The organism is Numidum massiliense (genome assembly GCF_001375555.1).
Taxonomy (GTDB): Bacteria; Bacillota; Bacilli; order Thermoactinomycetales; family Novibacillaceae; genus Numidum; species Numidum massiliense.
The window spans coordinates 2,321,743-2,347,940 of the sequence record NZ_CTDZ01000009.1 but is presented as its reverse complement, the minus strand read 5'-3'; the positions used below and the strand labels follow the sequence as shown (position 1 = coordinate 2,347,940).

14 protein-coding genes are annotated in these 26,198 nt (G+C 50.5%); 12 read left to right on the top strand and 2 right to left on the bottom strand.

The features are described from left to right. Nucleotides 1-112 precede the first annotated feature (112 nt). From treC to BN1247_RS11145, 5 genes are all read left to right on the top strand, one after another. Nucleotides 113-1,957, top strand: a complete 1,845-nt coding sequence (gene treC / locus BN1247_RS11165) for an alpha,alpha-phosphotrehalase (RefSeq protein WP_082416050.1) — start codon at nucleotides 113-115, stop codon at nucleotides 1,955-1,957. Nucleotides 1,958-1,980: 23 nt separating this feature from the next. Then, nucleotides 1,981-2,709 (top strand): trehalose operon repressor, encoded by a 729-nt coding sequence (gene treR / locus BN1247_RS11160; RefSeq protein WP_054950451.1) that lies wholly within the window; start codon nucleotides 1,981-1,983, stop codon nucleotides 2,707-2,709. A gap of 131 nt (nucleotides 2,710-2,840) precedes the next feature. Further along, nucleotides 2,841-6,446, top strand: coding sequence for a phosphodiester glycosidase family protein (locus tag BN1247_RS11155; protein ID WP_054950450.1), 3,606 nt, complete (start codon nucleotides 2,841-2,843; stop codon nucleotides 6,444-6,446). A gap of 850 nt (nucleotides 6,447-7,296) precedes the next feature. Then, nucleotides 7,297-8,559 (top strand): metallophosphoesterase family protein, encoded by a 1,263-nt coding sequence (locus BN1247_RS11150; protein WP_054950449.1) that lies wholly within the window; start codon nucleotides 7,297-7,299, stop codon nucleotides 8,557-8,559. A gap of 25 nt (nucleotides 8,560-8,584) precedes the next feature. Next, entirely contained in the window at nucleotides 8,585-12,400 is a 3,816-nt protein-coding gene (locus BN1247_RS11145; RefSeq protein ID WP_054950448.1) for an AAA family ATPase, read from the top strand. Nucleotides 12,401-12,732: 332 nt separating this feature from the next. On the opposite strand, the gene BN1247_RS11140 is transcribed toward BN1247_RS11145, so the two are convergent. Both BN1247_RS11140 and BN1247_RS11135 read right to left on the bottom strand, forming a co-directional pair. Then, a complete protein-coding gene (locus BN1247_RS11140; protein ID WP_074011133.1) occupies nucleotides 12,733-13,839 on the bottom strand; it encodes an NAD(P)H-dependent flavin oxidoreductase in 1,107 nt (368 codons plus the stop codon). 237 nt (nucleotides 13,840-14,076) lie between these two features. Continuing rightward, nucleotides 14,077-14,475 (bottom strand): PepSY domain-containing protein, encoded by a 399-nt coding sequence (locus tag BN1247_RS11135; protein WP_187119772.1) that lies wholly within the window; start codon nucleotides 14,473-14,475, stop codon nucleotides 14,077-14,079. An 82-nt stretch (nucleotides 14,476-14,557) separates the two neighbouring features. Between BN1247_RS11135 and BN1247_RS11130 the strand changes: the two genes are divergently transcribed. From BN1247_RS11130 to BN1247_RS11100, 7 genes are all read left to right on the top strand, one after another. After that, nucleotides 14,558-16,063 (top strand): hypothetical protein, encoded by a 1,506-nt coding sequence (locus BN1247_RS11130; RefSeq protein ID WP_187119771.1) that lies wholly within the window; start codon nucleotides 14,558-14,560, stop codon nucleotides 16,061-16,063. A gap of 501 nt (nucleotides 16,064-16,564) precedes the next feature. Then, nucleotides 16,565-18,853: a helix-turn-helix domain-containing protein gene (locus BN1247_RS11125; RefSeq protein WP_054950445.1), complete on the top strand. Its 2,289-nt coding sequence runs from the start codon at nucleotides 16,565-16,567 to the stop codon at nucleotides 18,851-18,853. 201 nt (nucleotides 18,854-19,054) lie between these two features. After that, nucleotides 19,055-19,975: an ABC transporter permease gene (locus tag BN1247_RS11120; RefSeq protein WP_390622071.1), complete on the top strand. Its 921-nt coding sequence runs from the start codon at nucleotides 19,055-19,057 to the stop codon at nucleotides 19,973-19,975. Nucleotides 19,976-20,213: 238 nt separating this feature from the next. After that, nucleotides 20,214-21,125, top strand: a complete 912-nt coding sequence (locus tag BN1247_RS11115) for a carbohydrate ABC transporter permease (protein ID WP_082415906.1) — start codon at nucleotides 20,214-20,216, stop codon at nucleotides 21,123-21,125. A gap of 113 nt (nucleotides 21,126-21,238) precedes the next feature. Next, entirely contained in the window at nucleotides 21,239-22,822 is a 1,584-nt protein-coding gene (locus BN1247_RS11110; RefSeq protein ID WP_054950443.1) for a type 2 periplasmic-binding domain-containing protein, read from the top strand. A gap of 406 nt (nucleotides 22,823-23,228) precedes the next feature. Continuing rightward, the gene (locus tag BN1247_RS11105; protein ID WP_054950442.1) at nucleotides 23,229-24,743 is read left to right on the top strand and encodes a tryptophanase; all 1,515 of its coding nucleotides are present in this window, start codon (nucleotides 23,229-23,231) and stop codon (nucleotides 24,741-24,743) included. Between the two features lie 232 nt (nucleotides 24,744-24,975). Next, nucleotides 24,976-26,127 carry an SAM-dependent methyltransferase gene (locus BN1247_RS11100; protein ID WP_054950441.1) on the top strand — a complete coding sequence of 384 codons (1,152 nt, stop codon included), beginning with the start codon at nucleotides 24,976-24,978 and terminating at the stop codon, nucleotides 26,125-26,127. Nucleotides 26,128-26,198 lie beyond the last annotated feature (71 nt).

Below are 26,198 nucleotides of genomic sequence, written 5' to 3'. Positions count from 1 at the left end.
GGACGCTACTCGCAATAGATCGGATACCATCAGTCATTCACGATAACCCGCGATTGTTGAAAAGTAGAAATGGTGATTACAGATGAGCAACTTTAAAAAAGAAATCGGGAAAATGTTGGACATTGGGGAAAAGCGTACCGTAAACAGGCATAACGGGACTGGGCACGACGACCAATGGTGGCGGAAGGCTGTCGTCTACCAGATTTACCCGAAAAGCTTTTACGATACGACCGGGAGTGGTACGGGGGACTTACAAGGCATTATCGCTAAGCTCGATTATTTACAGACGTTAGGGGTAGACGTCATCTGGTTGACGCCGATTTATGAATCGCCGCAACACGACAACGGCTACGATATTAGCGACTATTATCGCATTGACCCCGCCTACGGAACGATGGCTGATTTTGAGCAGTTACTCGAAAAGGCGCATCGCCGCGACATTAAAGTGATTATGGACATGGTCGTCAACCATACGTCGACGGATCACGAATGGTTTCAGGAGGCAAAACAATCGCGCACGAACCCGTTTCGATCTTACTATATTTGGAAAGATGGCAAGAACAGCGACTTGCCAAACAACTGGCAGTCGAAGTTCGGTGGCCCGGCCTGGGCATACGATGAACAGACCGATCAGTACTATCTGCACTTGTACGATGTGACTCAGGCCGATTTAAACTGGGAAAACGAACAACTGCGCCAAAGTGTCTATGAAATTATGCACTTTTGGCTGCAAAAAGGGATCGACGGTTTCCGCCTTGATGTGATCAATTTGCTGTCGAAAGACGCGCGCTTCCCCGATGACGACGGTTCAGTACCGCCAGGGGACGGTCGGAAATTTTATACCGATGGCCCGAAGATTCATCAGTATTTACAAGAAATGAACCGCGAAGTGTTTCGTAAGTACGACATGATGACTGTCGGCGAGATGTCTTCGACGACGGTTGAGCACGGCTTGCGCTACACGCAACCGGCACGCCACGAACTGGACATGGTATTCCAATTCCACCATTTGAAAGTGGATTACCCGGACGGAGAAAAATGGGCCTTAGCGGACGCCGACTTCCATCAACTCAAGCAGATTTTGTCGATGTGGCAAGTGAAGTTGCACGAAGGCGGTGGCTGGAATGCGCTTTTCTGGTGTAACCACGATCAGCCACGCATCGTCTCTCGCTTTGGCGACGAGGGGCGCTACCGGAAGGAATCGGCAAAAATGTTGGCGACGACACTGCACATGATGCAAGGGACGCCGTACATTTACCAAGGGGAAGAGCTGGGCATGACGAACCCGAACTTTGCCCGCATTGACGACTACCGCGACGTGGAATCGTTAAATGCGTACGGTGCACTGCGAGACGGTGGCATGTCCGAGAAGGACACCCTCACTGTGATCCAGCAGCGGTCGCGGGACAATGCGCGTACGCCGATGCAATGGGATGCGAGTCCTGCCGCTGGTTTTACGACGGGTGTGCCGTGGATCCCCGTCGCGCCGAACTACCGGGAAATCAACGCGGAGGAGGCGTTGGAAGACCACGATTCACCGTTTTACCATTACCAGCAGCTGATCCGCTTAAGGAAAAAATATGATATTATCACATATGGAGACTATCGTTTGCTGCTACCAGACGATCCACACATCTTTGCTTATGTGCGCACGTACCTAGACGAGGCGCTACTCGTAGTGAGTAACTTTTATGAACAGCCGGCGACGTTTGTGTTACCCGACGAGTTGCTGGGGATTCCAGCGTTTGCGCGAGCGGTTGGGGTAGACGGCGTAGGTTGCGAAGACAGTGGGACGGTTGGTGGTGGCACTAATAGTGAAAGTGATGGCATGCCAGGCGACGTGGCGCGTCGCGCGAATGGGAGTCGCGTGTTGATCGCTAACTACCCTAATTCCGTGGGAGACTTTCGAAAAATCGCGCTCCGGCCGTACGAGTCGATTGTGTATTACCTTAGCTAGAAAAAAGTTCGTGGTGATTTGCAATGAAACGTAATAAGTATTTAGCAATTTTCGCAGAATTGGCCGATCAGATTGAGATCGGCCACTTTCAACCGCATACGACCCTACCTTCGGAAAATCAACTCGCCGAAACGTATGGCGCCTCGCGAGAGACGATTCGCAAAGCGCTCAACTTGTTGGCGCAAGAAGGGTACATTCAAAAAGTACGGGGCAAAGGATCGGTCGTGTTAGATATAAAAAAATGGAATTTGCCCGTTTCCGGGTTGGTCAGCTTTAAAGAACTTACGGCGCAAACTGGACTGTCGGTGCGGACGTTAGTGCATGAGCTGACACTTGTTAAGGCTGATCCCTTTTTACAAAAGCAGTTAAAATTGGCAAAACGGGATGAGGTGTGGAAAGTCGTTCGCGTACGGGAAGTAGGTGGGGAGCGCGTCATTTTAGATAAGGACTACTTTAACCGCAGCTTCGTACCTACGTTGACGAAAGACGTATGTGAAGACTCGATTTACGAACATTTGGAGCGAGACTGTGGCTTGCAGATAAGTTTTGCCAAAAAGGAAATCGTGGTGGAGGAGGCGACGACCCAAGACGAGCACCTACTTGACTTGGAACGGTTTTCGAGCATCGTCGTCGTAAAGAGTCACGTCTATTTAAACGATGCGAGTATGTTTCAATACAACGAGTCGCGGCACCGCCCCGACAAATTCCGCTTCGTCGACTTTGCGCGCCGTGGGCACTTTCATCAAGCGTAAGTTACGAGTCGGAGATATTAGGATCATAGAAGTAAGCATTAGGATATTTACATAAAACCTTCCCGGGCTTGTCCCACATTTGCTATAATAATATAGGAGTAACATTCTAAAAATACAGGAGGGTTAAGAGGATGAGCTATTTTAAAAAAGGTTTCTGCTGGTTACTTATTGTCGCCCTGTTGTTACCGGTTTACGCTTTTGCGCAAGAACCGCCGTCACAGACGTCGGACGAATGGCTCATAGGAGAGACGGGTAGGGAACAAGGTCAACACGATCGTCACGCGAATGGACCGACCGCGAACGGGAGTACAGAAATTACATCTGACGTTGCGATTATTCACGAAGAACGCACAGAAGAAGCCGTTGCCCAAGGGATTGCACTGACGCAATTTGTCCGCTTTGACACGCGCGGATGGTTGCGCGGCGGCATTATGACGGTCGACTTGCAAGACGGGACGGTGAAAACGGATCTACTAACGGCAGGAAAAGTGGCCAAGGCGACGCCGACGAGAGAACAGGTGAAAAAATCCGGGGCGATCGTCGGCGTGAACGGCGATTTTTTTGACATTGGCAATACGAATGCCGCGCTCGGGGGCGAGGTGCAGTCGGGAGAACTGTTGAAGAGCGGCTCGAAGCAGTGGTTACAAGCCGCCGTGACGAAGGACAAGCTCGGGGCGATCGGCCGCATGGTGCTGCAAGGCACCGTGCGCGCGGGAGAGGCGAGTCATCCACTGAGCGGTATTAACCACGCGAATGTCGCTGCCGACGAACTTGTGATGTTTACCCCGCAGTGGGGCGATGCTTCCCGCAAGCATATGAAAGCGGGAACAGGGGCGTATGTAGAGGTGCTTTTACAAAAAGGGAAGGTCGCCAAGGTGATCCGGGGCGATGTGTACGACAAGCCGCTCACAGAGGAGCAATCGCTTCTCAGCGGTAAAGGTAAAGCGGCTGCTTTCTTGGAAGGGCTTACGGTCAGCGATGCGGTACAAATCGATTATGCGACGGACCCACAGTATACGGAGATGCTTTTTTCGGTTGCCGGTAATGTGCAGCTGGTGAAAGAGGGGAAAATCGATACGACCGACGACGGGGCAGCCCACCCGCGGACGGCCGTCGGTTTTAGCCGTGACGGGAAAAAGATGTTCCTCGTCACTGTTGACGGTCGGCAACAAGACAGCCGCGGTATGACGTATTTAGAGTTAGCCACCTTGCTACGGGACGAAGGGGCTTGGACCGCTATCAACCTCGACGGCGGGGGATCGACGACGATGGTGTCGCGACCGCTCGGTGAGGAGAGGATCGCCGTCGTGAACAGCCCATCCGATGGAACGGAACGTCCGGTTCCAAACGGCATCGGCCTTTGGAGCGAAGCTAAAACAGGGAAGTTAAAAGGGTTTCGCATTGAGGCACCGGCAGAGCGCGTGTTTGCAGGGCTTAGTCGGACGTTCCGCGCACACCCGTACGATACGGCGTACGCACCGCTAGAGCTCGATGCGAAAAAGATTAAGTGGGATGCCAAGCCGGGGGCGTTAGGGAAATTTAAGGAGAACGCGTTTCGGGCAAAGCGCGCCGGGGTCGGGAACGTGCGGGCGCGTTACGGCAACGTTTCGACAAAACAACAGGTTCGAGTGTTAGGAAAACCGATTGCGCTAGAAATAAAGCCGAAGCAGATCGGACTCGAAAAAGGTGAAACGGAGACGTTTCTCGTAACGGGAAAAGACGAGGAAGGGTACAGCACGTTTATCGAACCGCGGGACATCGACTTGACGTACGACCGCGATATCGTCGACATTCAGGCGAACGCGGATGGTTCTTTTACAGTTACCCCGCGCGTTGAACGGGGCGCGACAGTCGTGACGGCAACGGTCGGAAAACTGAGTACGCCTCTCGGAATTACTGTCGGGTTAGAGACGGCGCGCGTCGAAGGTTTTGAGGATGCGTCCGATCCGTGGACGTTTTTTAAAGTGCCGGACGAGGTTGAAGGTAGTTTGGAATATGTCGACACACCAGAAGGTGACGGACAAGCGATTAAGTTGAGTTACGACTTTACGACGTCGACGCGGACGCGGGCAGTGTATGCGTTTCCTCCGGGTGGATTACTCGATTTACCGGGAGATGTGAAAAAAATCGGCGTACGCGTGTACGGTGACGAAGGGAACGACCACTGGCTGCGGGCGCGCATTTTGGACGGAGCCGACGTGTACCACACGCTCGATCTCGCCTTGACCGTCGACTGGCGAGGCTGGAAATACGTCGAAGCGGACATCCCGCCCGGGGTGCAGTACCCGATTACGTTGGATCGCATCTATCTGGTGGAACCCGATATGAACAAGCAAGACACCGGATACATTCTGCTCGACGACGTTACGATCAAAACAGCGCAACAATTGGAGCTGCCTCAAGTAAAAAAACTAGAGGCGCCGATTGTGCTAAAACACGGCGAGTTACCAGACCGCATGTGGAAGTTCGCGGTCCTCAACGATTTGCAACTCGTCCATAGTAATCCGGACAGTAAAGAAGTGAGTAACTCGATCGCTGCCATGCAAGCGGTGAATGAAACGGATGTCGACTTTGTCATCTTAAACGGCGACATCGTCGACTTCGACACGACAGAGCAATACGAATTTGCCAAAAAGCTAATCGACGACAACCTTAAACGACCTTACTACGTCATCCCCGGCAACCACGAAGCGTACGGTTCAGGAAACTTAGACAACTTCAAGAAGTACTTCGGCCCGGACTACCAAACGTTTGACCATAAAGGGACGCGCTTTATTTTGTTGAACTCGACGTTTGCCGGGTTTCGCGTTAGCAATGCGGCTCAATGGTCGATGCTCCGGAACGGCTTAAAAGACGCGGCGCGAAACCGTCGTGTGAAAAATGTCATCGTCATGGCGCACCACCCGTTAAAAGACCCACTGCCGGATGGGGGCCACACGGTGGACGACCAGAAAGAAGCGGACTTGCTCGAATCGCTGTTAACGCAGTTTCGAGAGACGAGCGGTAAACCGGCGATGATGGTTTCCGGGCACGCGCACGTCGTTAATATTGATCAGCGGGACGGCATCCCTTACTTGGTGAACGGGCCCCTCGGCAAAGGGACATACGGTTCGCGGGACGATGGCGGGTTTTACAGTTACGGCATTTATGGCATCGATCCGCGAGCGAAAGCGAAACCACTTGCATCGGCGGAGGACCCAGCGGCATCGGTTGCGTCGGAGACTGATGCGGAGTCGCCACAAGACGTGAACGCGTACGGCGCACACGGTTCGGTGCAGCAATCAGAGGTACGTTCAGATGGCGAAAAAGGTTCTTTGCAACAAACTAAACAACAAACTACAGGAAGTTCACACGTTGGACGAGCTACAGTGCAAGGAAATCTAGAGGGTAACTGGAAACCGTGGATGCTCGTCGATGTCCGCCCTGTTTTGCTAGACGTCACGCTGAGCAAACGAACGTTCAAAGTGAAAGCCAAAGAACAGGTAGCGATGACCGGGATTCAAGCGGAAGGATGGCATTTCCCACTGAAGTATCCGGCGACACTGCAGTATGTAGCCTCCGACAAATTACTGATCAAAGGACAACCGACAACGCCCAACCAAACCGCCAAGAAAAAGGCGATCGCGACCTTTGATCCCGAGAAGCAAACGATTATTTTTTACCGGGCAGGAACGGTGAAGTTAACGGTGAAAACGGGTGACTTTGCGAAGACGTTCGTGTTGAAAGGGAAAAAGTAGCGGGAAATAAGCGTGTCTCGTAGGGTCTTTTAGTACCGATTAGCGTTCTTCTGAAGAAAAACCCCAGGAAATGGACTTGTTTATATCCCATCTTCTGGGGTTTTGCACGCGATTAGCGGCGATTATTTTGAATGGCCCTTTCTTTTTAGTAAATATTTATTAACGACGGCGGCGTCTTCTGCGTCTTCTGGGCTCTCTAGGTGGTGTTGGCGGTGTCGTCGGTGCCGTTACTGAAACAGCGACATCGATGGTACGCAAGTTCGTCCTTACCCGCATCGAAGAAGTGCCGGCCATTGTTCCCCGAAGAGTGACAGTTGTCGTCGTAACCTGTACGATTTCAAACACACCGACTGACCCAGTAACATTAGCGCTTGTGATCGTTTCGTTTGCAGCGAGAGGGGGACTGTACTGGAATACTTCTCCAGGTCGTAAGGTAATAACCTGGACGGTGTACGTTTTTCCTCGTTTAGCCAAATAAGATCACCTCTGAGAGTGGTAGTTAAACACAATCTTCCATCAGAAGACTATGTTTGCTAAATAGTATATTCAAATCTCTTACAATCGTATAGACTTGCGCTACAGCGTCTTAAAAAAGTGTGTATATAAGGTAGTTTGTGGGTTATTAAGAAAGGAGGACAAAATATATCTTGATGAAGCATAGGTTTATCAAATAATATTATATAATTATATCATTGTGAACAAAATGCCCAAGGGTGAGCACGATTAAATACCTTTCAACAACTTTCAACTACGCTTAATGAATTCCTTTCTTCATCTAACTTAGCTTGCAAAAGCGAACGAATGTTTGGTATAATGGTGGACAATAAAACTGTTCGGGAGGAGCGTACGAGTGACATCTTTTCGCTTTATACATGCGGCCGACTTGCATTTAGACAGCCCGTGCAAAGGGATCGGTCAGCGACTGCCGGAGATGGCGCGGCGGCGGTTGCAAGAGGCGACGTTTACTGCTTGCGAACGGTTGGTGCAGCTTTGCATCGAAGAGCGGGTCGACTTTTTGTGTATCGCGGGGGACGTGTACGATCTCGCTGACCGCAGCTTGCGGGCACAAACCTTTTTTCAGAAAAAGATGCGTGAGTTAGCGGCGCACGGTATTCACGTGTACGTCTGTCACGGCAATCACGACCCGGCTGACGGAGGGCAAATTCCGCTCACTTGGCCGGACAATGTGCACTTTTTTTCAACGGAGGAAGTCGAGGCGGTGCCCTTCATTAAAGGTGGGCGCGAGGTGGCACGGGTGTATGGCCGTAGCTATCCGACAGCCAAGTTTACGGAACGGATCGTACAAGACTACGTTCGTGAGCCGGATGTCCCTTTTGCGATCGGGGTCCTGCACACGAACTTGGACGGTGATCAAGCGCACGACAATTATGCACCGAGTACGAGACATGAACTGTTCGCCCAAGGTTTCGACTATTGGGCGCTCGGACATATTCACAAGCGGGCCGTTGTGCACGCCGGCGATCCCTACATCGTGTACGCGGGCAATACGCAGGGACGGAGCGTGAAAGAAAGCGGGGCGAAAGGGTGTACGCTCGTCGACGTAAGCGACGGCCACATTGACCGCGTCGCGTTTTGCGCAACGGACGACGTGCGCATGTTTTCGCCGGAAGTCGACTTAACGGACGTTAACGACATGCAGCAAGGGATTGACCTCATCTTAGAGTCCTTGCAAAAAAGTGCGCGCTGCGCCGAAGGGCGTGCAGCCGTCGTCCGACTGTATTTGACGGGTAGAACCGATTTACATAGCGCGTTAAAGCCGGCGGACTCCTTATTAGAGTTACTCGACCCGTACTTAGAAGACTTCATGTTACAGGAAGACTGGCTTTGCGTGGAGTCCGTCGTCGTCCGCACACAGCCGGTAATTTCCCGGGAAACATTGCTTAGTGAAGACAGTTTTTTAGGGGACTTTCTGAGGCTCGTCGAGCAGGCGGAAAGTAGCGCGGAACAGCTAGAGTCGTTAAAAAAAGACGTGCTAAATGACGTGTTTATGCATCGAGAGGCGCGCAAACATTTAGAGCAACTAACGGAAGATGAGACGAAACGGCTATTGCAAGAAGCGAAAGATTTGACGCTGCAGTTGTTTTTAAAGTGACGTCTTCTAGAAAGGAGCGTGTACTGTGTGGATTAAAGAGATTCACGTTTACGGGTTTGGCGGGTTGCGCGACGTGTCGTGGCAGCTCGGTGACGGGCTAAACGTCGCCCTCGGTTTAAACGAAGCAGGGAAATCGACGCTGATGGCGTTCGTTCGTGCGGTGTTGTTTGGATTTGAAAGCCGGCGTAACCCGGAGCTTCGCTATGAACCGCGGGAGGGGGGTACCTTTGGCGGAGCGCTCACCGTCGTAGACGAAGACGGTAGGACTTTTCGCGTGGAACGCATTTACCGCCAACGCGTCGCGGGTGACGTCACCGTGCACCTTCCCGACGGAGGGCAAGCCGGTGAAGCGGTGTTAAGCCAACTCGTAAAACAAATGAACGAAAAAGTGTTCAAAAACATTTTTGCCTTTGGGCTACGTGAATTACAAGAAATGGATACGATTCGCGAGGATGAGATTAACCGCTTTATTTATACAGTCGGGACAGGGGACGGCAATGCGATTTTGCGCGTGCAAAAAGAGTTGCAAGAGCGGGAGCAAGCGCTGTACCGCCCGAGCAGTAGCAAAGCGCGCATTAACGCCAACTTGCGGGCCATTCGCGACGTGCAGCGTACCCTTGCCCAACTAAAACAAAACAACCGCCAGTACGGGCAGCTCACCGGGCAGAGGGACAATCTCGCACGCGAGATTGAGCGTGAAGAGGAACGGGCAGAAGTGCTCCGTCGCGACATGGGGCAGTTAGAGCAGATGTTGGCTCATTTCGACGATTACAACCGCTACGTAACGGTCGTTGATCGGTTAGCGGTGTTGCCTGCCATTGAACGGTTCCCTACAGACGGAGTGCCGCGACTAGAAGCGTTGGAACGGCAAATTAGAGACAGCGAAGCACAGCAAGCGGAGCTAGAGGATAAGTGCCTCGATATCGAGCAGCAGTTAGCGCATCTCGATGTACACTTACCGCTGCTCAAGGAGCAGGCTCAAATTGAAGCGCTACGCGATCACGTACCGACTTTTCAAGAAAATAAAGAGCAAATAACGCTCATTATGCAAAAAAGCTACCGCGAACAGGAGCGGTTGACGGAAATTTTGCAGCGGCTCGGGGACGGCTGGACGGCCGAGCGAGTCGCCGCGTTCGACACGTCACTTGCCGTTAAACAAGCGGTGCGTGACTTTGCATTTTCGCTGAACGAGTTAAAGACGGATACGGCGCTCGCACAGAAAGAACAGGAAACGGCCAAGCGGGCGGTAGAGGTGTGTGAACAACAACGAACCGCGTGGCTCGCCCGCAAACCACGGGTTGCTTGGGGAGATCTGCTTCGGAAAGCGGATGAGGGTGTTCGTGACAAAGGTGCGACTGTGAGCGGGGATGAGGGTGTCCGCGATAGAGGAACGATGGCAGTTACGGATGATGGTACCTACGATCGGGGTGCGACGGTGGGTACCGATGAGGATGTCCGCGACCAGGGCGCGATGATGGGTACGAACGCGGAGCTTAATCCAGATGTGGAGCAGGGTTTGGGTCTTAATCCAGATGCGGGTCCGAGTCTGGGTGCTAATCCGGATGTGGGTTCTAGTCGAAGGGCTAAGCTAGGTGTAGGTTTAGACGCTGGGCAGCGTGCGCTGCGGCAAGGGAAAGTGAAGCGAGGGCTTGAACGCGAGCAGCGTGCGTTAGAGCAAGTAAAGCAACTCAAACTACAGCTGTTAGCTTTAGAGGAGCGTCTATTGACCGCGGAGGAGCGGTTGCGCGATTACAGCGACTCCGAGGCGTCACTGCGGCAACGGATGCAGTCGACCGCGAAAAACGTGAAAAACGCAAAAAAACAGCGGCTTACTTTGAAGTGGCTCTTCGCAGTACTCACGGCAGTATTGCCGACGGTTTTTTTTGCGATGTCCGAGCCGCTGACTGCCGTGGCGGTATTTGCCGTCTTGGCGATTGTGACGGCGAATGAGTTTAGAAAGCAACAACCGGCGCAAACCGAAGATGATTTTTATGACCACATGTTGCACGATGTAACACAAAAAAAGGAAGAGGCGGACAAGCAGTGTCAGGCGATCCAGGCAGAGTATGAACGGATGGAGCGGACGGCACATGACGTCTGTCGCCAGTTCGGGCAGCGGATGAGCGACCTTTTTACATGGGAAGAGCAGCTAGCGGAAAAGCGGGAACACTTGCGTGTGGCAGATGGATGGCAAGAAAAATGGGGAGAACTGGAACGACAAGTTGAGCAGGTGCAGAGTGAGCTCGCTTTTAAAGCGCACACGTTAAGGCAACACGTTGAGGCGTATCGGCAGAAGTGGAACGAATGGCGCAATTGGTTGAAGGAACAAGGCTTTATCGTAACGACTGACGGCAACCGGTTAACGTCGGAGTCAAGGCGGGGAACAGAAGCGAATCCTCCAGAATGGAGGCGGCAAGTGCAAGAGGAGGTGCAGCAGCTTTTGTCTCCGGAACTTGCGTTAGAAATGACGCGCGACGTGGAGCAAGCAAAAGAAACGATCCGTCGCATGGAAGATTTACAAGCCGAGCGAGATCAACGCGAAGACGCCGTCAACACGTTTATCCAACGGGTTCAAACGGTCATCGCCCGCTGTAATGTTTCCTTAACGGCGGGGAGTCCGGATACGCAAGTGCGGGAATTAACCTTTTTACTGGAAAAAGCGAAGCGGGAACGGCAGCTACAACAGGAGTTGTCTACCCGTCTGAAAGAGGTGACGGAAGAACGTGAACGCGTCACCGAGCGGTTAAGGGGTGAACGTGCGGAAGTGGCAGCCCTACTGCAGCGGGGCGGTGCAACGGATCAGGAGACATTCCGCGAACGTGCGGCTCAGTATCGAGAAAGGGAAGAGTTGCAGAAAGAGCGTGACACGCTGTACCGATCATTTGTTAGACTCGCCGAGCTTACTGGGGGACAACAGATTTTGACCGCTGCGGCTAAGGTTACGGAAGTGGTTGCAGCAGATGAAACGGATAAAATTGTCGCCAAAGATGAGGTCGCTACAGTGGTTGAAGACGGCCAATGTGATATAGCGGATGAAACGGTTGACGTGTCCGAAGTGGCTGCGGCTTCCGAATCCGCGACTGTCGGTCGCCATCCGCAAGAAGAGGCAGTCGCGAACTTGCTACATGCGTGGTCACAGGTGAGTGTGTTGGAACTCGAAGACAAGTTGCACGCTGCACAAGAGGAGTTAGCGGCGGTACGCGAGCGTACAAAACAGTTGCGGGACGAGTGGGCCGACGTGCGGGCGACGATTGAGCACTTGACTGCGGGAACTGACCTTTCTGAGCAACAACACCGCTATTTTCAACTCGTAACTGAATTAGAGCGCGACGCACAGCAGTGGGCTGCGGTCGCGTTGAGTAGGTACTTTATCGAGCAGGCGATCAACGTGTACGAACGCGAGAAACAACCAGAGGTACTAAAGTATGCCTCACACTATTTTCACACGTTAACTGAAGGGCGGTATGTGAAAGTGTTAGCACCCTTCGGTAAGAAGACAATTGAGGTAGAAACTTATGACGGACAGCGCCGCGAACCTGCCTTTTTGAGCCGTGGCACTGTCGAACAGCTTTACTTAGCGATTCGTTTCGCTTTAGTTGAGGCTTACCGGGAACAAGCGTGTCTACCGATGGTTTTGGACGACATTTTTGTCAATTTTGATCCGCCGCGGACACGGGCGGCCATTCGGACGTTGGCTGACCTTGCGGAGAAGCGACAAATTCTCTTTTTCACTTGTCATCGGCACGTCAGTGAGATGTTTAAACAAGAGGCTGTTTCGTACGAACAGCTGCACTTGGACAATCCCATTCGCGGGGAAACGCTTCGCACGGTGGCGCGCTAAGGCGAGTGGAAATTCGTTCACGAACATTTAAGTCCCCTTGGCGATTGAAGGGAGAATGGCCAATCGACGACGTGACCGACTAATCTACAGCCGCAGGACGTACACGTAATGCAAACCGCGGCTGCAAGATCCCCCTCTTTTTACAGCGGAGCAAGACGTATGCATGGCTTGACTGTCGTTAGGGGTACTCGGGCGATCTTATCGGGTGTTTTCTCGTGCGATCTGGTTGTCGTTTTTACCTTTCGGCGACTGCCATTTCCTTTTTCGCCAATGGGAACGGGTCAATGTGGTCCTAGTAAACAACAGGATATCGCCTGGGAAGTCGCATAGCGCTAACGAAGGATTCGCGTCGCTTCGTCGACGATACGGTGGATCACTTCCTCGGCACTTACGCCGTCATTGAGCAGTCGCGTCGCCTGTCCAGCCCAAAGCGACATATATTGCGCCTCGTTTTGGGCGGCAGCGGCACGACGAATATCCGAGGTTATCGTATTTTGCGAAGGAAAGGGAAGCGGCGCCACGCCAGACGATTCGACTGCTTCGATGAATGCGTTGCGAAGGCCGCGTGCCGGACGTCCCGAAAACGCATTCGTAATCGTCGTGCTCTCCTCGGTACTTTCCCATAGTGCCTGTTTGTAAGCAGGGTGGGCACTCGACTCGCGAGTCGTTAGGAACTGCGTCCCCATTTGCACCCCTTGTGCGCCGAGTGCCAGTGCCGCGACGAGCCCGCGTCCGTCCATAATACCGCCTGCAGCAATGACGGGTATGCGTACGCTGTCGACGATTTGCGGTACGAGGGAAAACGTACCGACATTCGCGCCATGCGGATGTTTCGCGACGTCGAAAGTACCGCGGTGCCCGCCCGCATCACTTCCTTGGGCGACGATGACGTGCGCACCCTTTTCCTCGGCGAGCTGCGCTTCCTGTACGGTCGTTACCATCGCAATAACCGTACATCCCGCAGCGTGTGCCTCCCGCATCGCATCTTCCGGTAAGACGCCGAAGGCTGTACTGATTACCGGGACTTGTTCGCTAAGCAGCACTTCGAATTGTTCGGTAAACCGATCCGGGGTTTGCAGGGAAGATACCTTAGCCGCCACCTCTGCCGTCCTGTCTGCTTCGGCAGAAATAATTCCGAGCTTCTCTCGAATCGGTTGTAGGACGGTCGCCACTTCCTCTACGCGAGAAAAGTCGTCCTGCAGCGAAGTAGCAAATAAATTGACCGCAAATGGTCGCTCCGTTTTCGCGCGAATGTTGCGAATCGCTTGTCGAATCGCTTCTGGCGCCATGTAGGCCGCGCCGAGCGTCCCTAAGCCGCCAGCCTCGGCGACACCGGCGACCATGTCGACCGACGTAACGCCGCCCGCCATTCCCGCTTGCACGATCGGATAGTGAATTTGTAATCTCTCACATAGTGGTGTATGTATACGTAGTGTCAACGAAAGGGCTCCTTTCCCCAGCCATTTTTGCAATTTAGGCGTGAAATTGTGAAATAGTGTGCGCGTAATCACGCTTATTATAATATAACACACATTTAGCTTTTGACATTGTGTCTCATAGACTTGTCGTGTGTCCACACGTTTTTTCGCAGTAAAAAAAGCAGCTCCGCGACATGAGTAGCGATACGCTGCTTTTTTGTATACACAATCACTTACTTCATTTCGTATACTGAGTAGTTAGTCGGCTACAACATGAAGTACTTTGCCACTGCCCGCATCAACTAGTACTTCATATTTGTCGTTTTTGCCCATTCGGATTTCAACTTCATATACGAGCTGGCCTTTTTTGTAATCGAGTTCGGCGGAGACGGGCAGGCCGTCTTTTTCTTTACGTGCTGTTGTAATCGCATCGACGATATTTGTTTTCGCTGCTTGTGATTTTTTGCGGTCCTCTGGGTCGTCACCGTCATCTGTAACTTTTGTCACCTCGCCAGTCGTGGCGTCAATGCGCAGATCGTAAGTAGTCTGCTCCGCAAGCACTTCGACCTCGTATTGTAACGCGTGGTTTTGTTCCAGTTCAATCGCCGTCACGCGACCGGGTTGTTTTTTTACTGCAGTTTCAATGGCTTGTTCCATTGAAATTTCCGGCTTCTGCAAGTTGCCACGACGATCCTTTTCTCGAGTAGCGCCTTGGCTCCTTTCGGCTGATTCGATTGCATTGTTGTTTTGCGTACTTTGCGGTTGTGGTGTCGTTGCGGTTGAGCACCCAACTAAGGAGAAGATCGTTGTCGCGACAACTGCCAAGTTTATTAAAATCCTGCTTCGGTTACGCTTCATGTGCACATTCCTTTCTAAATGGGATATTTGTATACCTTACCCATTTTGGACAACTTTATTAACAAGTGCCATCATCGACGAAGACCAATTAAGACGACAAATTGACGAGCTAAATAATTGGAAGAGAAAATTAATGGATAAATTGAACGGTAACTTTGAGAATCTCATCAACGATAAGCTTAACATTGAACAGTTGGCACAAACGATTGCCGCTCTGCGCCAATTTAACTGCAGTAGCGCAGATATATACGACTCAGCAAAATTTTTAATGGAACAGATTCAAGCGGGTTTAAGGGCGGTCAATTATTACAGCACTTGGGATGCGAAAACGAATCGTTATACCCATCAGCTAAAGGACCTATCGTGGAGCCGTATATTGCAGAAGGACTGGGATTTCTCTCGGAAAACAGAACGAGAACGATTTATTGACCAGATGAAGGAACAATACGGTTTTTCCGACGACGAAATAGAGATTATGGAGAAACTACGGAAGAAAATACAAGAAAGATACCCGAAGCTCCCGCCAGAAAAGCTTGACTGGTATTTCTCGCGACTGTTGGGAGGGTTTGTTTATGGCAATCCCGAAGGAAGTAACTTCTTGAAAGACTTAGGGAATAATATTGCTTGGGAGTCGACGGCAGGAAACCCATATGTCGATGTAGAATACCTCACACTGGATGGGCAACTTGTTCCCTTAACGGAAGAATTCTACTTTACTAAGGTATTAGGTATACCGGAAGAAGAGTATAAATTGTTGAGGTATAAGGTGCGGATTCAGAACTTCATAGTCGGTAGACCAATCGATTATAGTTGGGATCAAATCAAAGAAAGTAAGAAATTCAATTTAATAAAGGAAAACTTCGAGAAGGCGACGGGTCGCAAGTTAAATATGGAAGAGTTCGAGAAAAAATGGAAGGAGCAGTATGACGCAATGAAACACTGCGGCGATTTTGCTCACCAAATGATCATCGTTGCGACATTAACACATGAAAATCCCCTACCTTTCTTGGCAGATATTGTTACCCTAGGAGAAACCGATGATAATGCTGGTTGGTTAGGCGATGCCACTAATGATAAAGATGGCCCACTCAGCATGGGGCCGGACGATTACAAAGCGGATTTAGACGCGGTGAACATTCACCACGTGATGAAAACGAAAAAAATATCTTACATCGAGGCCAGTAATCAATATTACCGTGACCTCGATGCGAAATATACGCGGGCTGAAATGTTTCGAAAGATCAAGAGCTTGGAAGAAGTTAAGAAGGCTATTTTGACAAAGTTGAAGGTTGATACGATGGAAGAGGTCCGTAAAATAGCACCCGACACGTATAACTTTTACCGGAGTCTAAAGGACGGGAAAAATGAAATGGGTGATTACCGATGAGCATGCGGTGGAAGGTTGCACTTATCTTGCTTGTATTGTTGGCTGCGCTATATTTTTTTAAAACGAGTCAAATCAAGAACGCATTTGATGAGATCATTCAGGGAGAATTGTATTGATTCTCCCTTTCTCTTTACCATTTGGGGACACGTCTACTGTCTAATTCTGGACAGCAGACACCGTCAATTGCTGGACGTTATGTAGTGGTAGTAACAATTAAAGGAACAAAAACGACACAAAGCGCAAAAACGACATATTGACAAGAAATCGATCGTACATACATAGTAAAATATACACTGTATGAGATAAAAATAAAATGGATAAAAAAGGAAACATACAGAAGTAACTATGTCGTTCCTGTTGAAAGCGAATGCAGCAGCAATTAAAGCACATACATAAAGCTCATCGTGTCTTGTATATGTTAACGCGCGGCGACGATTGTTGACTGATGTTCCTCTTTGCCAAAAGGAAGCTGGTCAATCAAGTGAATAAGGGGTGTTCATCGTGTGGCGATTACTTAAATCGAGAGTGTTTCGCAAGTACATTTTGTCTTATTTAGTCGTTTTCTTTATTCCGTTTGCGATTATGAGCGTGTTTATTTACCACCATTCGGTCACGAATTTAAAAACAGAAATCGAGCACTCAAACATTAATAAGTTGAAGCAGGTGCGTAAGGAAACGGAAAACCGGATGCAAGAAATGCAAAATATTGCGATCCGCATTGCTTATGACCCTCATCTTACACGGTACATGGTGAACAACCCGATCACCCAAATGGAAGCGATCAACCAGCTCGCGTTGTACAAGGCTAGCAGTTCGATCGTCGATCAACTGTTTTTGTACTTCCGGAACTCCGATGAGATTTACTCGGACCAAGGGCTATATTCTCTCGATACACTGCTCAACAAGGCGTACATTATTAAATCGCGACCAAAAGACGCCTTTATCAATACACTGCAAACGATCGACCAACCGACGATTCTCCCGGCAGATATCGTCGTGAAGAACAACCAGAAGACGTCGAGCATTATAAGCTTTTTGTATCCGATTCCGCAAGGGTGGGCGTATAAAAACGGGGTAGTTATGTTTTATGTGAAGGAAAGTGTGTTTCGCCATTTAATCGAACATACGTTAGGCGATTTTAAAGGAGACGTCGGTATATTTGACAGTAAAAATCGGTTGATAGCGACAGCGAGTAACGGCGGCGATTTAACAGTGGACGACTTGCGCCCGACGGAGACGACACCTTTAGGAATCCACACGGCAAAAATAAGGGGCAACAATTACTCACTCGTATCGGTGCAATCGGACGTGTCCGGTTGGACGTTCGTGACAGCGATGCCGACAGCGCAATTTTTCGGGAGCGTCAGTCAAATTCAGCTCGTGCTGGCCGTGTTTTTCGGTTCCGTCGTACTCGGTGGCGTGCTACTCGCGCTCATTTTTGCCGTACAGCAGTTCAAGCCGATCCGTACACTGATCGACTTTACTCAAAACCGAAGCGGTACAACAAAACAGCGTGCAGGAACAAGCGGTGAGCACTCCGTGCAACATATCGTGACGTCTTTAATGGAGGATCACGATTCCTTGCAAGAACGAGTGAGTGCACAGGAGCCGTTTGTACGCGATCAGTGTTTACTGCGCTTGCTCAAAGGCGATTGGCACGACATCGCTCATTTACAGCAACTGTTAGTCACGATTGGCGTGACCTTTCCTTATCGCAATAATTTCGTGACTTTCGTTACATTCGATGATAAAGCCAGTAATGCGAAATCAAAAGGCGCCGTCCTCAGTGCATTGAAATCATCGACATTGGCGCGAGCCGTCACTTACGAAGTGGAACTTATTCACGATAATGCGATCGCCGTTATTGTCAACACAAACGGCGAAACAATCGCTGACATTGACGCGATTAATCAACAGTTGCGCGAGCAAGTGCAGCTAGCGACAGACGTTCACGTTGCACTCGGCGTCGGCAACGTCTACCGCGGGTTACAGCACATTCACCAGTCGTTCATTGAGGCATCCGGTGCGGTGGCCTATTGGATGGCCAGTGATCGCATAAGTGTCATCTACTTTCACGAGTTAGCGACACGCCCTGAAGTCCTAGATTGGACTGCGAGCGATGCGCAAATAAAACTCGTCCAAGCGTTGAAACAAGGGAACGAGAAAGTTGCCCTCGCCGCGACGAAAGACGTGTTTCACCGATTGAGCGAACAGCACTTACCGATCCATCTTTTAAAATGTTACAGTTTCGATTTAATTAACGCGGTGTTGCGAACGGCCCGCGAGTTACAGTACGGAGATAACAGGACGATTAAAGACTTGGTCGATTTTACGTCAGTCGGTGATCTTGAACAAAAAATAACGGCAGTCATTCGTCAACTGTGTGCGATCGCAAACAAAAATAAAGAGCTAGACCACAAACGATTACACAATGAAATGATTCGCTACATGAATGCGCACTTTACAAGTGACCAATTCAGTTTAGAGCGCATGGCCGATCATTTTAACTTATCGACATCATATTTAAGTCGCTTTATTAAAGAAGTAACCGGCGAGACGTTTACGAAGCACTTATGGCGCTTGCGCTCCGAAAAAGTAAAAGTGCTCTTAGTGACGACCGATCAGCCGATTAAAACGATTGTACAAGCCGTCGGCTACGTCGATGTGCCAAACTTTACGCGCAAGTTTAAGAAAGAGGAGGGAATAACTCCGGGGCAATACCGTAAAGCACACCACAGGGATCTGCAGCAAAATGAGAGTGAAGAAAAGTTGTCCCTAGACATGCCTTAATGGGTAGTCCTTTAAATAGGGTATGTCGAATTTGTCCTATCCCTTGGGCGGCGTACAAAAATCTCACATATTGTCACGCCTTCTCCAGTTGCATTATGCTGAAAGCGGAAACGGAAGCTAGCATAGAGGGGAGGCGAACTCATTTTGGAAACGGCAACAGAAAGGCAAGCGGATGCGTTAGCCATTGGAACTCGAGAAGGAATAAAACAAAAAAGGCGCCGTACGAAGTGGCGTAAAGTTCTACAAAATTGGCAACTCTACTTATTTTTGTTACCGGCCGTCGTGTATTTCTTTGTCTTCCACTACATTCCGATGTACGGCGTACAAATTGCGTTCAAAGAATTCAACCCGTCACTCGGCATTTGGGGTAGCCCGTGGGTTGGTTTCGAACATTTTCAGCGGTTTTTCGAGTCGTACTATTTTTGGGATCTCATTAAAAACACACTCGGCATCAGTGTGTACGCGCTACTCGTCGGTTTCCCGCTCCCGATTATTTTGGCACTCGCCATTAACGAAGTGAAAGACGGCTTATTTAAACGGGGCGTACAGACGATTACTTATGCGCCACACTTTATTTCAGTCGTCGTCATGGCTGGGATGATCATCGCCTTCTTGTCTCCGACGACGGGAATTATTAACTTGGCACTCGGTGCACTCGGGATTGAACCGATTCCGTTTATGAGCGATCCGAAGTGGTTTAAGACCGTTTACGTGCTGTCGGATGTGTGGCAAAACACCGGGTGGGGGACGATTATTTATTTGGCCGCACTGGCCGGCGTCGATCCGCAACAGCACGAGGCGGCGATCGTCGACGGGGCGACTCGGTGGCAAAGGATATGGTATATCAACATTCCGACACTCATTCCGACGATGGTCATTTTACTCATTTTGAACACGGGCAGCTTGTTGGCGGTCGGTTTTGAGAAAATCTTACTCTTACAAAACCCGTTAAACATGGAGTCGTCTGACGTCATTTCGACGTTCGTCTACCGCAGCGGGTTATTAGAAGCACAGTACAGCTTCGCTGCTGCTGTCGGGTTGTTCAACGCCGTCATTAACGCCATCTTGCTCGTCATGGTCAACTACATCGCGCGGAAAAAGAGTGAGACAAGCCTTTGGTAAGCGGATCTTTAGAAATCCGACCTTCAGAATGAGAAATCTAGTATGTGACTCTAGAATGTGAATCTAGAATGACTCTAGTACGTGAATCTAGTAAGTGAATCGTTAGTTAGCGAGTCTAGCAAGTGAATCTAGTATGCGAGTCTAGCAAGTGAATCCTTAGTTAGCGAATTTGTAGTCAGTGGAAACAGTATCTGGCGTTAAAGGGAAAAAGGGGTTTGAACAACTGTAAGAGAGGAGGATGAGCATGGAAGCGGTTCGGGAGAGTAGGTCTGACCGACTGTTTAAAATTGCCAACTACACGTTTCTGACGGTCGTGCTCGCCATCGTGCTGTACCCGTTGATTTACGTTGTCAGTGCGTCGATTAGCAATCCGGCGTTCGTCAACTCGGGACAAATGTGGCTCTTCCCGAAAGATATTATGTGGGAAGGTTACGTACGCGTGTTTGAAAACAAACAAATATGGATTGGGTACCGCAACACGATTTTTTACACGCTGCTCGGTACGACGATCAACTTACTAGTGACCATTCCTGCCGCGTACGCCTTATCGCGACGGGATCTCGTCGGCCGGAACTGGATTATGGGGATGTTCGTCTTCACGATGTTTTTCAGTGGCGGGCTCATTCCGACGTACTTGCTCGTGAAAAACATGGGGATGGTGAACACGATTTGGGCGATGGTATTACCTAACGCGGCGGCGGTATGGAATATCATTATTTGTCGCACATTTTTCCAATCGACCATCCCCCGCGAATTAGAGGAAGCGGCGACCATTGACGGCTGTTCGACGGTGAAGATGTTTCTAAAAATCATCTTACCGCTGTCCAAGCCGATCATCGTCGTCATGGCACTGTTTTACGGTGTCGGCCATTGGAACAGTTATTTTAACGCGTTAATTTATTTGTCGGATCAAAACTTGTACCCACTGCAATTAGTGCTACGGCAAATTCTCGTCTTGCAGCAAATGGACGCGGAGACGACAGGTGGGGCAGTGGGAGCCGTCGCCACGGCGATGGCAAACAAAGCGGAAATCGCCGCGATTATTAAATATGCAGTGATGATTGTCTCCACCTTGCCGGTCATTATCGTCTATCCGTTCTTGCAACGTTATTTTGTCAAAGGAGTGATGATTGGCTCGATCAAAGGGTGATGAAAAAGGGCGTTTCAACTGAACGAAGAGTCTAAGAATCACATGTTGTGCGGCATGGGCATGGACGAGAGCCCGTTATTTACACGAACAATTATGGAGGAGGTCGTCAGTCAATGAAGAAATTTACAGCAGTTTTATTGTCGGTTGTGTTACTAGTCGGCTTACTCGTCGCTTGCTCTGGTAGTGAGGAGAAAGCGGACAAGCCGGAAAGTGCGGGGAAGGTGAATAAAACGGGGTACCCGATCGTCGATGAATCGATTACGCTGACCATGTTCGCACCTAACGTCGGTTCGAACGAGTGGGAAGATATGGATTACTTTAAGGAAATGGAGAAAAAGACGAACATTAAGTTTAAATTTAACACACCGCCAGTGGACAGTTTAGATACGAAAAAGAACTTGACGTTTGCGAGCGGCGATTTACCGGACATATTTTACGCGTCATCGTTGACGAAAGAGGAACAAGTGAAATACGGCAATCAAGGGTTGCTCATCCCACTAGAAGACTTGATCAAACAGTATGCACCTAATGTGCAAAAAATGTTGGACGATAACCCGCACGTGAAAAAATCGATTACGACTGATGACGGTCACATTTACGCCTTGCCGAACTTTAACGAAGGGCTGGCGTGGGCGCGCGGACCGATGTGGTACAACGGGGAGTGGCTAAAAAAGCTTGGTGTAAAAAAATTGCCGGAAACGACGGACGAGCTGTACGAGTTACTCAAGCGCTTTAAAACGGACGATCCGAACGGCAACGGCAAAGCCGATGAAATTCCATTAACTGGGTTTAAAATCGAGGACATCCGCCAATGGTTCCTCGGTGCATTTGGCGTACTCGATCCGGGTGTGTACGTGCTCGACGGCGAAGTAAAGTATGGAGCCATCCAACCGGGGTACAAACAATACTTGACCTACATGAACAAATTGTGGGACGAAAAGTTATTAGACCATGAGACGTTCTCGCAAACAGATGACCAGAAAAAAGCGAAAGGGCACGACAATCGCGTCGGATTATTTGCCGATTGGTTCCCGCATTTTACGCTCGGCGGGCCAGATGACAGTACGGACAATCCGATGATGCGGCCGGTGAAAGGCCCGGATGTGGACAAACCGGTCCTGCCGATTACCGACGGTCTCAGTGTGGGCCAATTCGCGATTACGAGTGAAAACAAACACCCGGAAGCGACGATGCGTTGGATTGACGATTCTTATTCTGAAGAAGGCGCTGTTTACTTAAACCTCGGAGCGGAAGGAAAGACGTGGAAGTGGAAAGACAAAGCGAAAAACATTCGCGCACACGTCGATCAGCCCGAAGGGTTTAAAAGTATGGAAGATTACCGCGGCACGTTGACTCCGGACTACGGTATTCCTGTGCCGAAATGGGAACGTAAAGATGCGATTGTATGGGAAGATGACCACTTTAATGACTTTACAGTAGAGGAAACGGAGAAAAAGTTACTTCCCGTCGGGCACGTCCCCATGCCGCACGTCTACTTGACAAAAGAGGAGTCGAATGAAGTCAGTCGGATCCGCTCCGATTTGGATACGTACGTGCAACAAATGGAGGCTAAGTTCATTACGGGGCAACAACCACTGAGCAAATGGGACGACTACGTGAAGACGATCGAGAAGATGGACGCCAATCAGTTAGTCAAAATTTATAGTGATGCCTACAAACGTTACGAGAAAAAATAACGGTTCGAAATAGCCGACATCTGACCCCCTGTACGCTTAAGGGGGTCAGAAGCTATTCGTGTGCAGGTGATCTAAACGCCCAAGGACATAACAATATTCGATCACACCATCCGGAAGTGTATGGTGTTTTTTTTGCACACTAGAACCAATATTGTCCCGAACCTGCAGACGGTAAGCCGTTGCCGTGGGAAGCTTGTCTCACATTAAACGGCAACCGGGGCTACCGTGCCGGAGTTGATAGTGTCCTTAATCTTGTAAGAACAAAGGGAAACGCCGCTAGGTCAGCCGCTTACATTATGTACTTTTATACGCTATTATAATGAATATGGGGAATTATTTTCACTACACAATATAGAACTAGCGATCTATCACTGAAAAAAACACATGACAAATTGGAGGGGAAGAAATGACGCGTTTCATTCCAGAACCTTACAAGATCAAGATGGTCGAACCGATTACCTTACAGCCGCGGGAGGTACGAGAAGCGCGCATCGCGGCGGCAGGGTATAACCCTTTCCTGCTGCGGAGTGAGGATGTATACATCGATCTACTAACTGACAGTGGGACGGGTGCGATGAGTGATGCCCAGTGGGCCGGGATGATGCATGGGGACGAATCGTATGCAGGGAGCCGTAGTTTTTATCGGCTACAGGGAACGGTGCAACAGCTGACTGGTTACGAGTATGTGCTGCCGACGCACCAAGGGCGCGGGGCGGAGCAAGTGCTGTTCCCGCAACTTATTCGGCGCGAAAGACAGGCCGTTCTGGGTAACATGCACTTCGATACGACAAAAGCACACATTGAACTTAACAAGGCAGAAGCGGTGAACCTCGTGATCGAGGAGGCGCACGACACGTCGGTGCAACATCCGTTCAAAGGAAACGTTGACCTCGAGCAACTGCGGACGTACATCGCCACACACGGGGCGGAGGCTGTCGCTTTCATTCTCATTACCGTGACGTGTAACAGTGCCGGCGGACAACCGGTGTCGATGGAAAACATTCGAGAAGTGTCGCGCATTGCTCGGCAGCATAACATCCCCGTCTTTTTCGATGCGGCACGCTTCGCGGAAAATGCGTATTTTATACAACAGCGCGAGGAAGGGTACGCGGAGAAGCCGATCGCCCACATCGTACGAGAAATGTTTTCTTACGGTGACGGGTTGACGATGAGTGCGAAAAAAGACGGGCTCGTCAACATCGGCGGGATGATCGCTCTGCGAGGTGATCGCGGTGTCGACGGCGGAACCGACCACGGTGCTAACCGCGATGAAGGTCACGGTGCTAACTGCGATGAAGGTCACGGTGCTGACAGCGATGAAGGCCACGGTGCTGAAGACGGTGCTAGCCGCGATAGCTGCCGCGACTTGTACGAACGCTGCCGGGCGATGATCGTTCCGTTCGAGGGGTTCCCGACGTATGGCGGGCTTGCTGGGCGCGATATGGAAGCGCTCGCAATCGGACTGCGCGAAGTCGTCGACCAGGCGTATTTACAGCACCGCATCGGTCAAGTGGAATTACTCGGTGAGCTCCTGCAGCGTGGCGGGGTGCCGATTCAGCAGCCGGTTGGTGGTCACGCTGTGTTTGTCGATGCAGGGAAGTTTTTGCCCCACATACCGAAAGCGCAATTTCCGGCGCATGCCCTCGCCGTCGCATTGTATCGGGAAAGCGGCGTGCGCGCTGTTGAGGTCGGCTCGTTATTGTACGGGCGCGATGTGGCGAGTGGCGCCGACGGAGTAGCGCCCCTTGAACTGCTCAGGCTCACGATTCCGCGTCGCACGTACACGGACAACCATATGCGCTATATTGCCGACGCGCTCACTCGCTTGCTTGCAAAGCGAGAGGAGATTCAAGGCGTGGCCTTTACTTATGAGCCTTCGCTGTTGCGCCACTTTACCGCTCGCTTTAAACTGGTCGATTAGCGGGTGAAGCGATGAGTTGGGTGCGCAGGTCAAAGTATGTGTGAGGGTAGCGTTACGCGTGTGGCACGCATGTAGTATGTGGGGTACGCGTGTGTTAAACGTATGGGATCGATCGTTTTGTCGCGGGATGGCATTCGTGTTATTGTGGAGAGAGTGATAAAAAGCGACACCGAGCCGGCCGAAGGAGTTTGTAAAAAGGCAATGAGCTTGGCGATATGAAGTAGGGGGATACATGGAAAGTAACAACGACCATCAGAAGATCGATCACACCGACATGAATCCAGCGGAATCGCGCAACGGCGATCAATCGAATGTATGTTGTACCGACAATCACTTTGATCCTTGCCGCACTGATGCAACAAAAGCAATTGTGACGATTAAACCGGACGAGACGGAAGCGGGGTTAAACGAGCTGCACCAAGTGGCACCAGATGCAAAACTAGAACAGTGGCTCGACGACGGGCTCGCAGTGATCCAGCTGCCAAAAGGGTTCGATAATCTCGCGAGCGAATGGCGGGAGCATCCGCCGATTTTCGTACAGCACATGTGTCCGGTGCATCTAACAGTAAGCTTAGCAAACCGCGTAGACGATGTGCCGAATATCGTGCAGCACGTCCAACATATGCACAATTTGTTACAGGATCGCCTGTCGTTTTCCGTACAAACACGGATGAGCGAACGATTTAAACCACCGTACAAAAGGTTTACGGTGAACGAGGCCATCGCCACAAATGTCGCCCAGAAAACCGGCCTCAAACTAGACGTAAAGAAGCCAGAGCAGATCGTTTCTGTCGTGGTGACGGAAGGGTGTGCGTTTGTCGGCGTGTCGCTAGCGGCTTGTAACTTGAGCGATTGGGCGGGAGGCAAACGCCGCTTTGCGCAAGAAAAAGGGCAAATCTCACGTGCCGAATTTAAGTTGCTCGAAGCAATAGAAGTTTTTGGCATCTCGATGCCGAGTGGGGGATGGGCACTCGACTTAGGGGCTGCGCCAGGTGGTTGGACGCGCGTGTTGCGAAAGCACAATATAAATGTCGTCGCGGTCGACCCGGCGAAACTCGACCGCTCCCTTGTACGAGATGGTAGCGTCCACCACTTCAGAGAGACGGCACAGCTCTACTTTAAGCGCGACAACGCCCGGACGTTTGCCCTGATCGTCAATGATATGCGCCTTGATACGAAAGAGTCGGTCGCGTTAATGGGCGAGGCCGCCGAACGGTTAAAAGAGGGCGGCTTCGCCGTCGTGACCTTAAAGTTGCCAAAAAGGCACTCGCAAAAAACAGTCACGCAAGCGGTGGCGAAGCTCGAGCGCTGGTACAATATTTGCGGTGTCAGGCAATTGTTCCACAATCGCTCCGAAGTGACTGTCTATATGCAAAAAAAGTAATGCCAACAGAACATTCGGAATTAAACCCGGAATTAAACCCGGAATTACACCTGGATCATACTCGGAGGTTT

Bases quoted from the DNA above. Each gene is read 5' to 3' on its own strand.
- treC (WP_082416050.1), top strand. From the start codon at position 113: ATGTTGGACATTGGGGAAAAGCGTACCGTAAACAGGCATAACGGGACT.
- treR (WP_054950451.1), top strand. From the start codon at position 1,981: ATGAAACGTAATAAGTATTTAGCAATTTTCGCAGAATTGGCCGATCAG.
- BN1247_RS11155 (WP_054950450.1), top strand. From the start codon at position 2,841: ATGAGCTATTTTAAAAAAGGTTTCTGCTGGTTACTTATTGTCGCCCTG.
- BN1247_RS11135 (WP_187119772.1), bottom strand. From the start codon at position 14,475: ATGGAACAAGCCATTGAAACTGCAGTAAAAAAACAACCCGGTCGCGTG.
- BN1247_RS11115 (WP_082415906.1), top strand. From the start codon at position 20,214: ATGAGCATGGAAGCGGTTCGGGAGAGTAGGTCTGACCGACTGTTTAAA.
- BN1247_RS11110 (WP_054950443.1), top strand. From the start codon at position 21,239: ATGAAGAAATTTACAGCAGTTTTATTGTCGGTTGTGTTACTAGTCGGC.
- BN1247_RS11105 (WP_054950442.1), top strand. From the start codon at position 23,229: ATGACGCGTTTCATTCCAGAACCTTACAAGATCAAGATGGTCGAACCG.
- BN1247_RS11100 (WP_054950441.1), top strand. From the start codon at position 24,976: ATGGAAAGTAACAACGACCATCAGAAGATCGATCACACCGACATGAAT.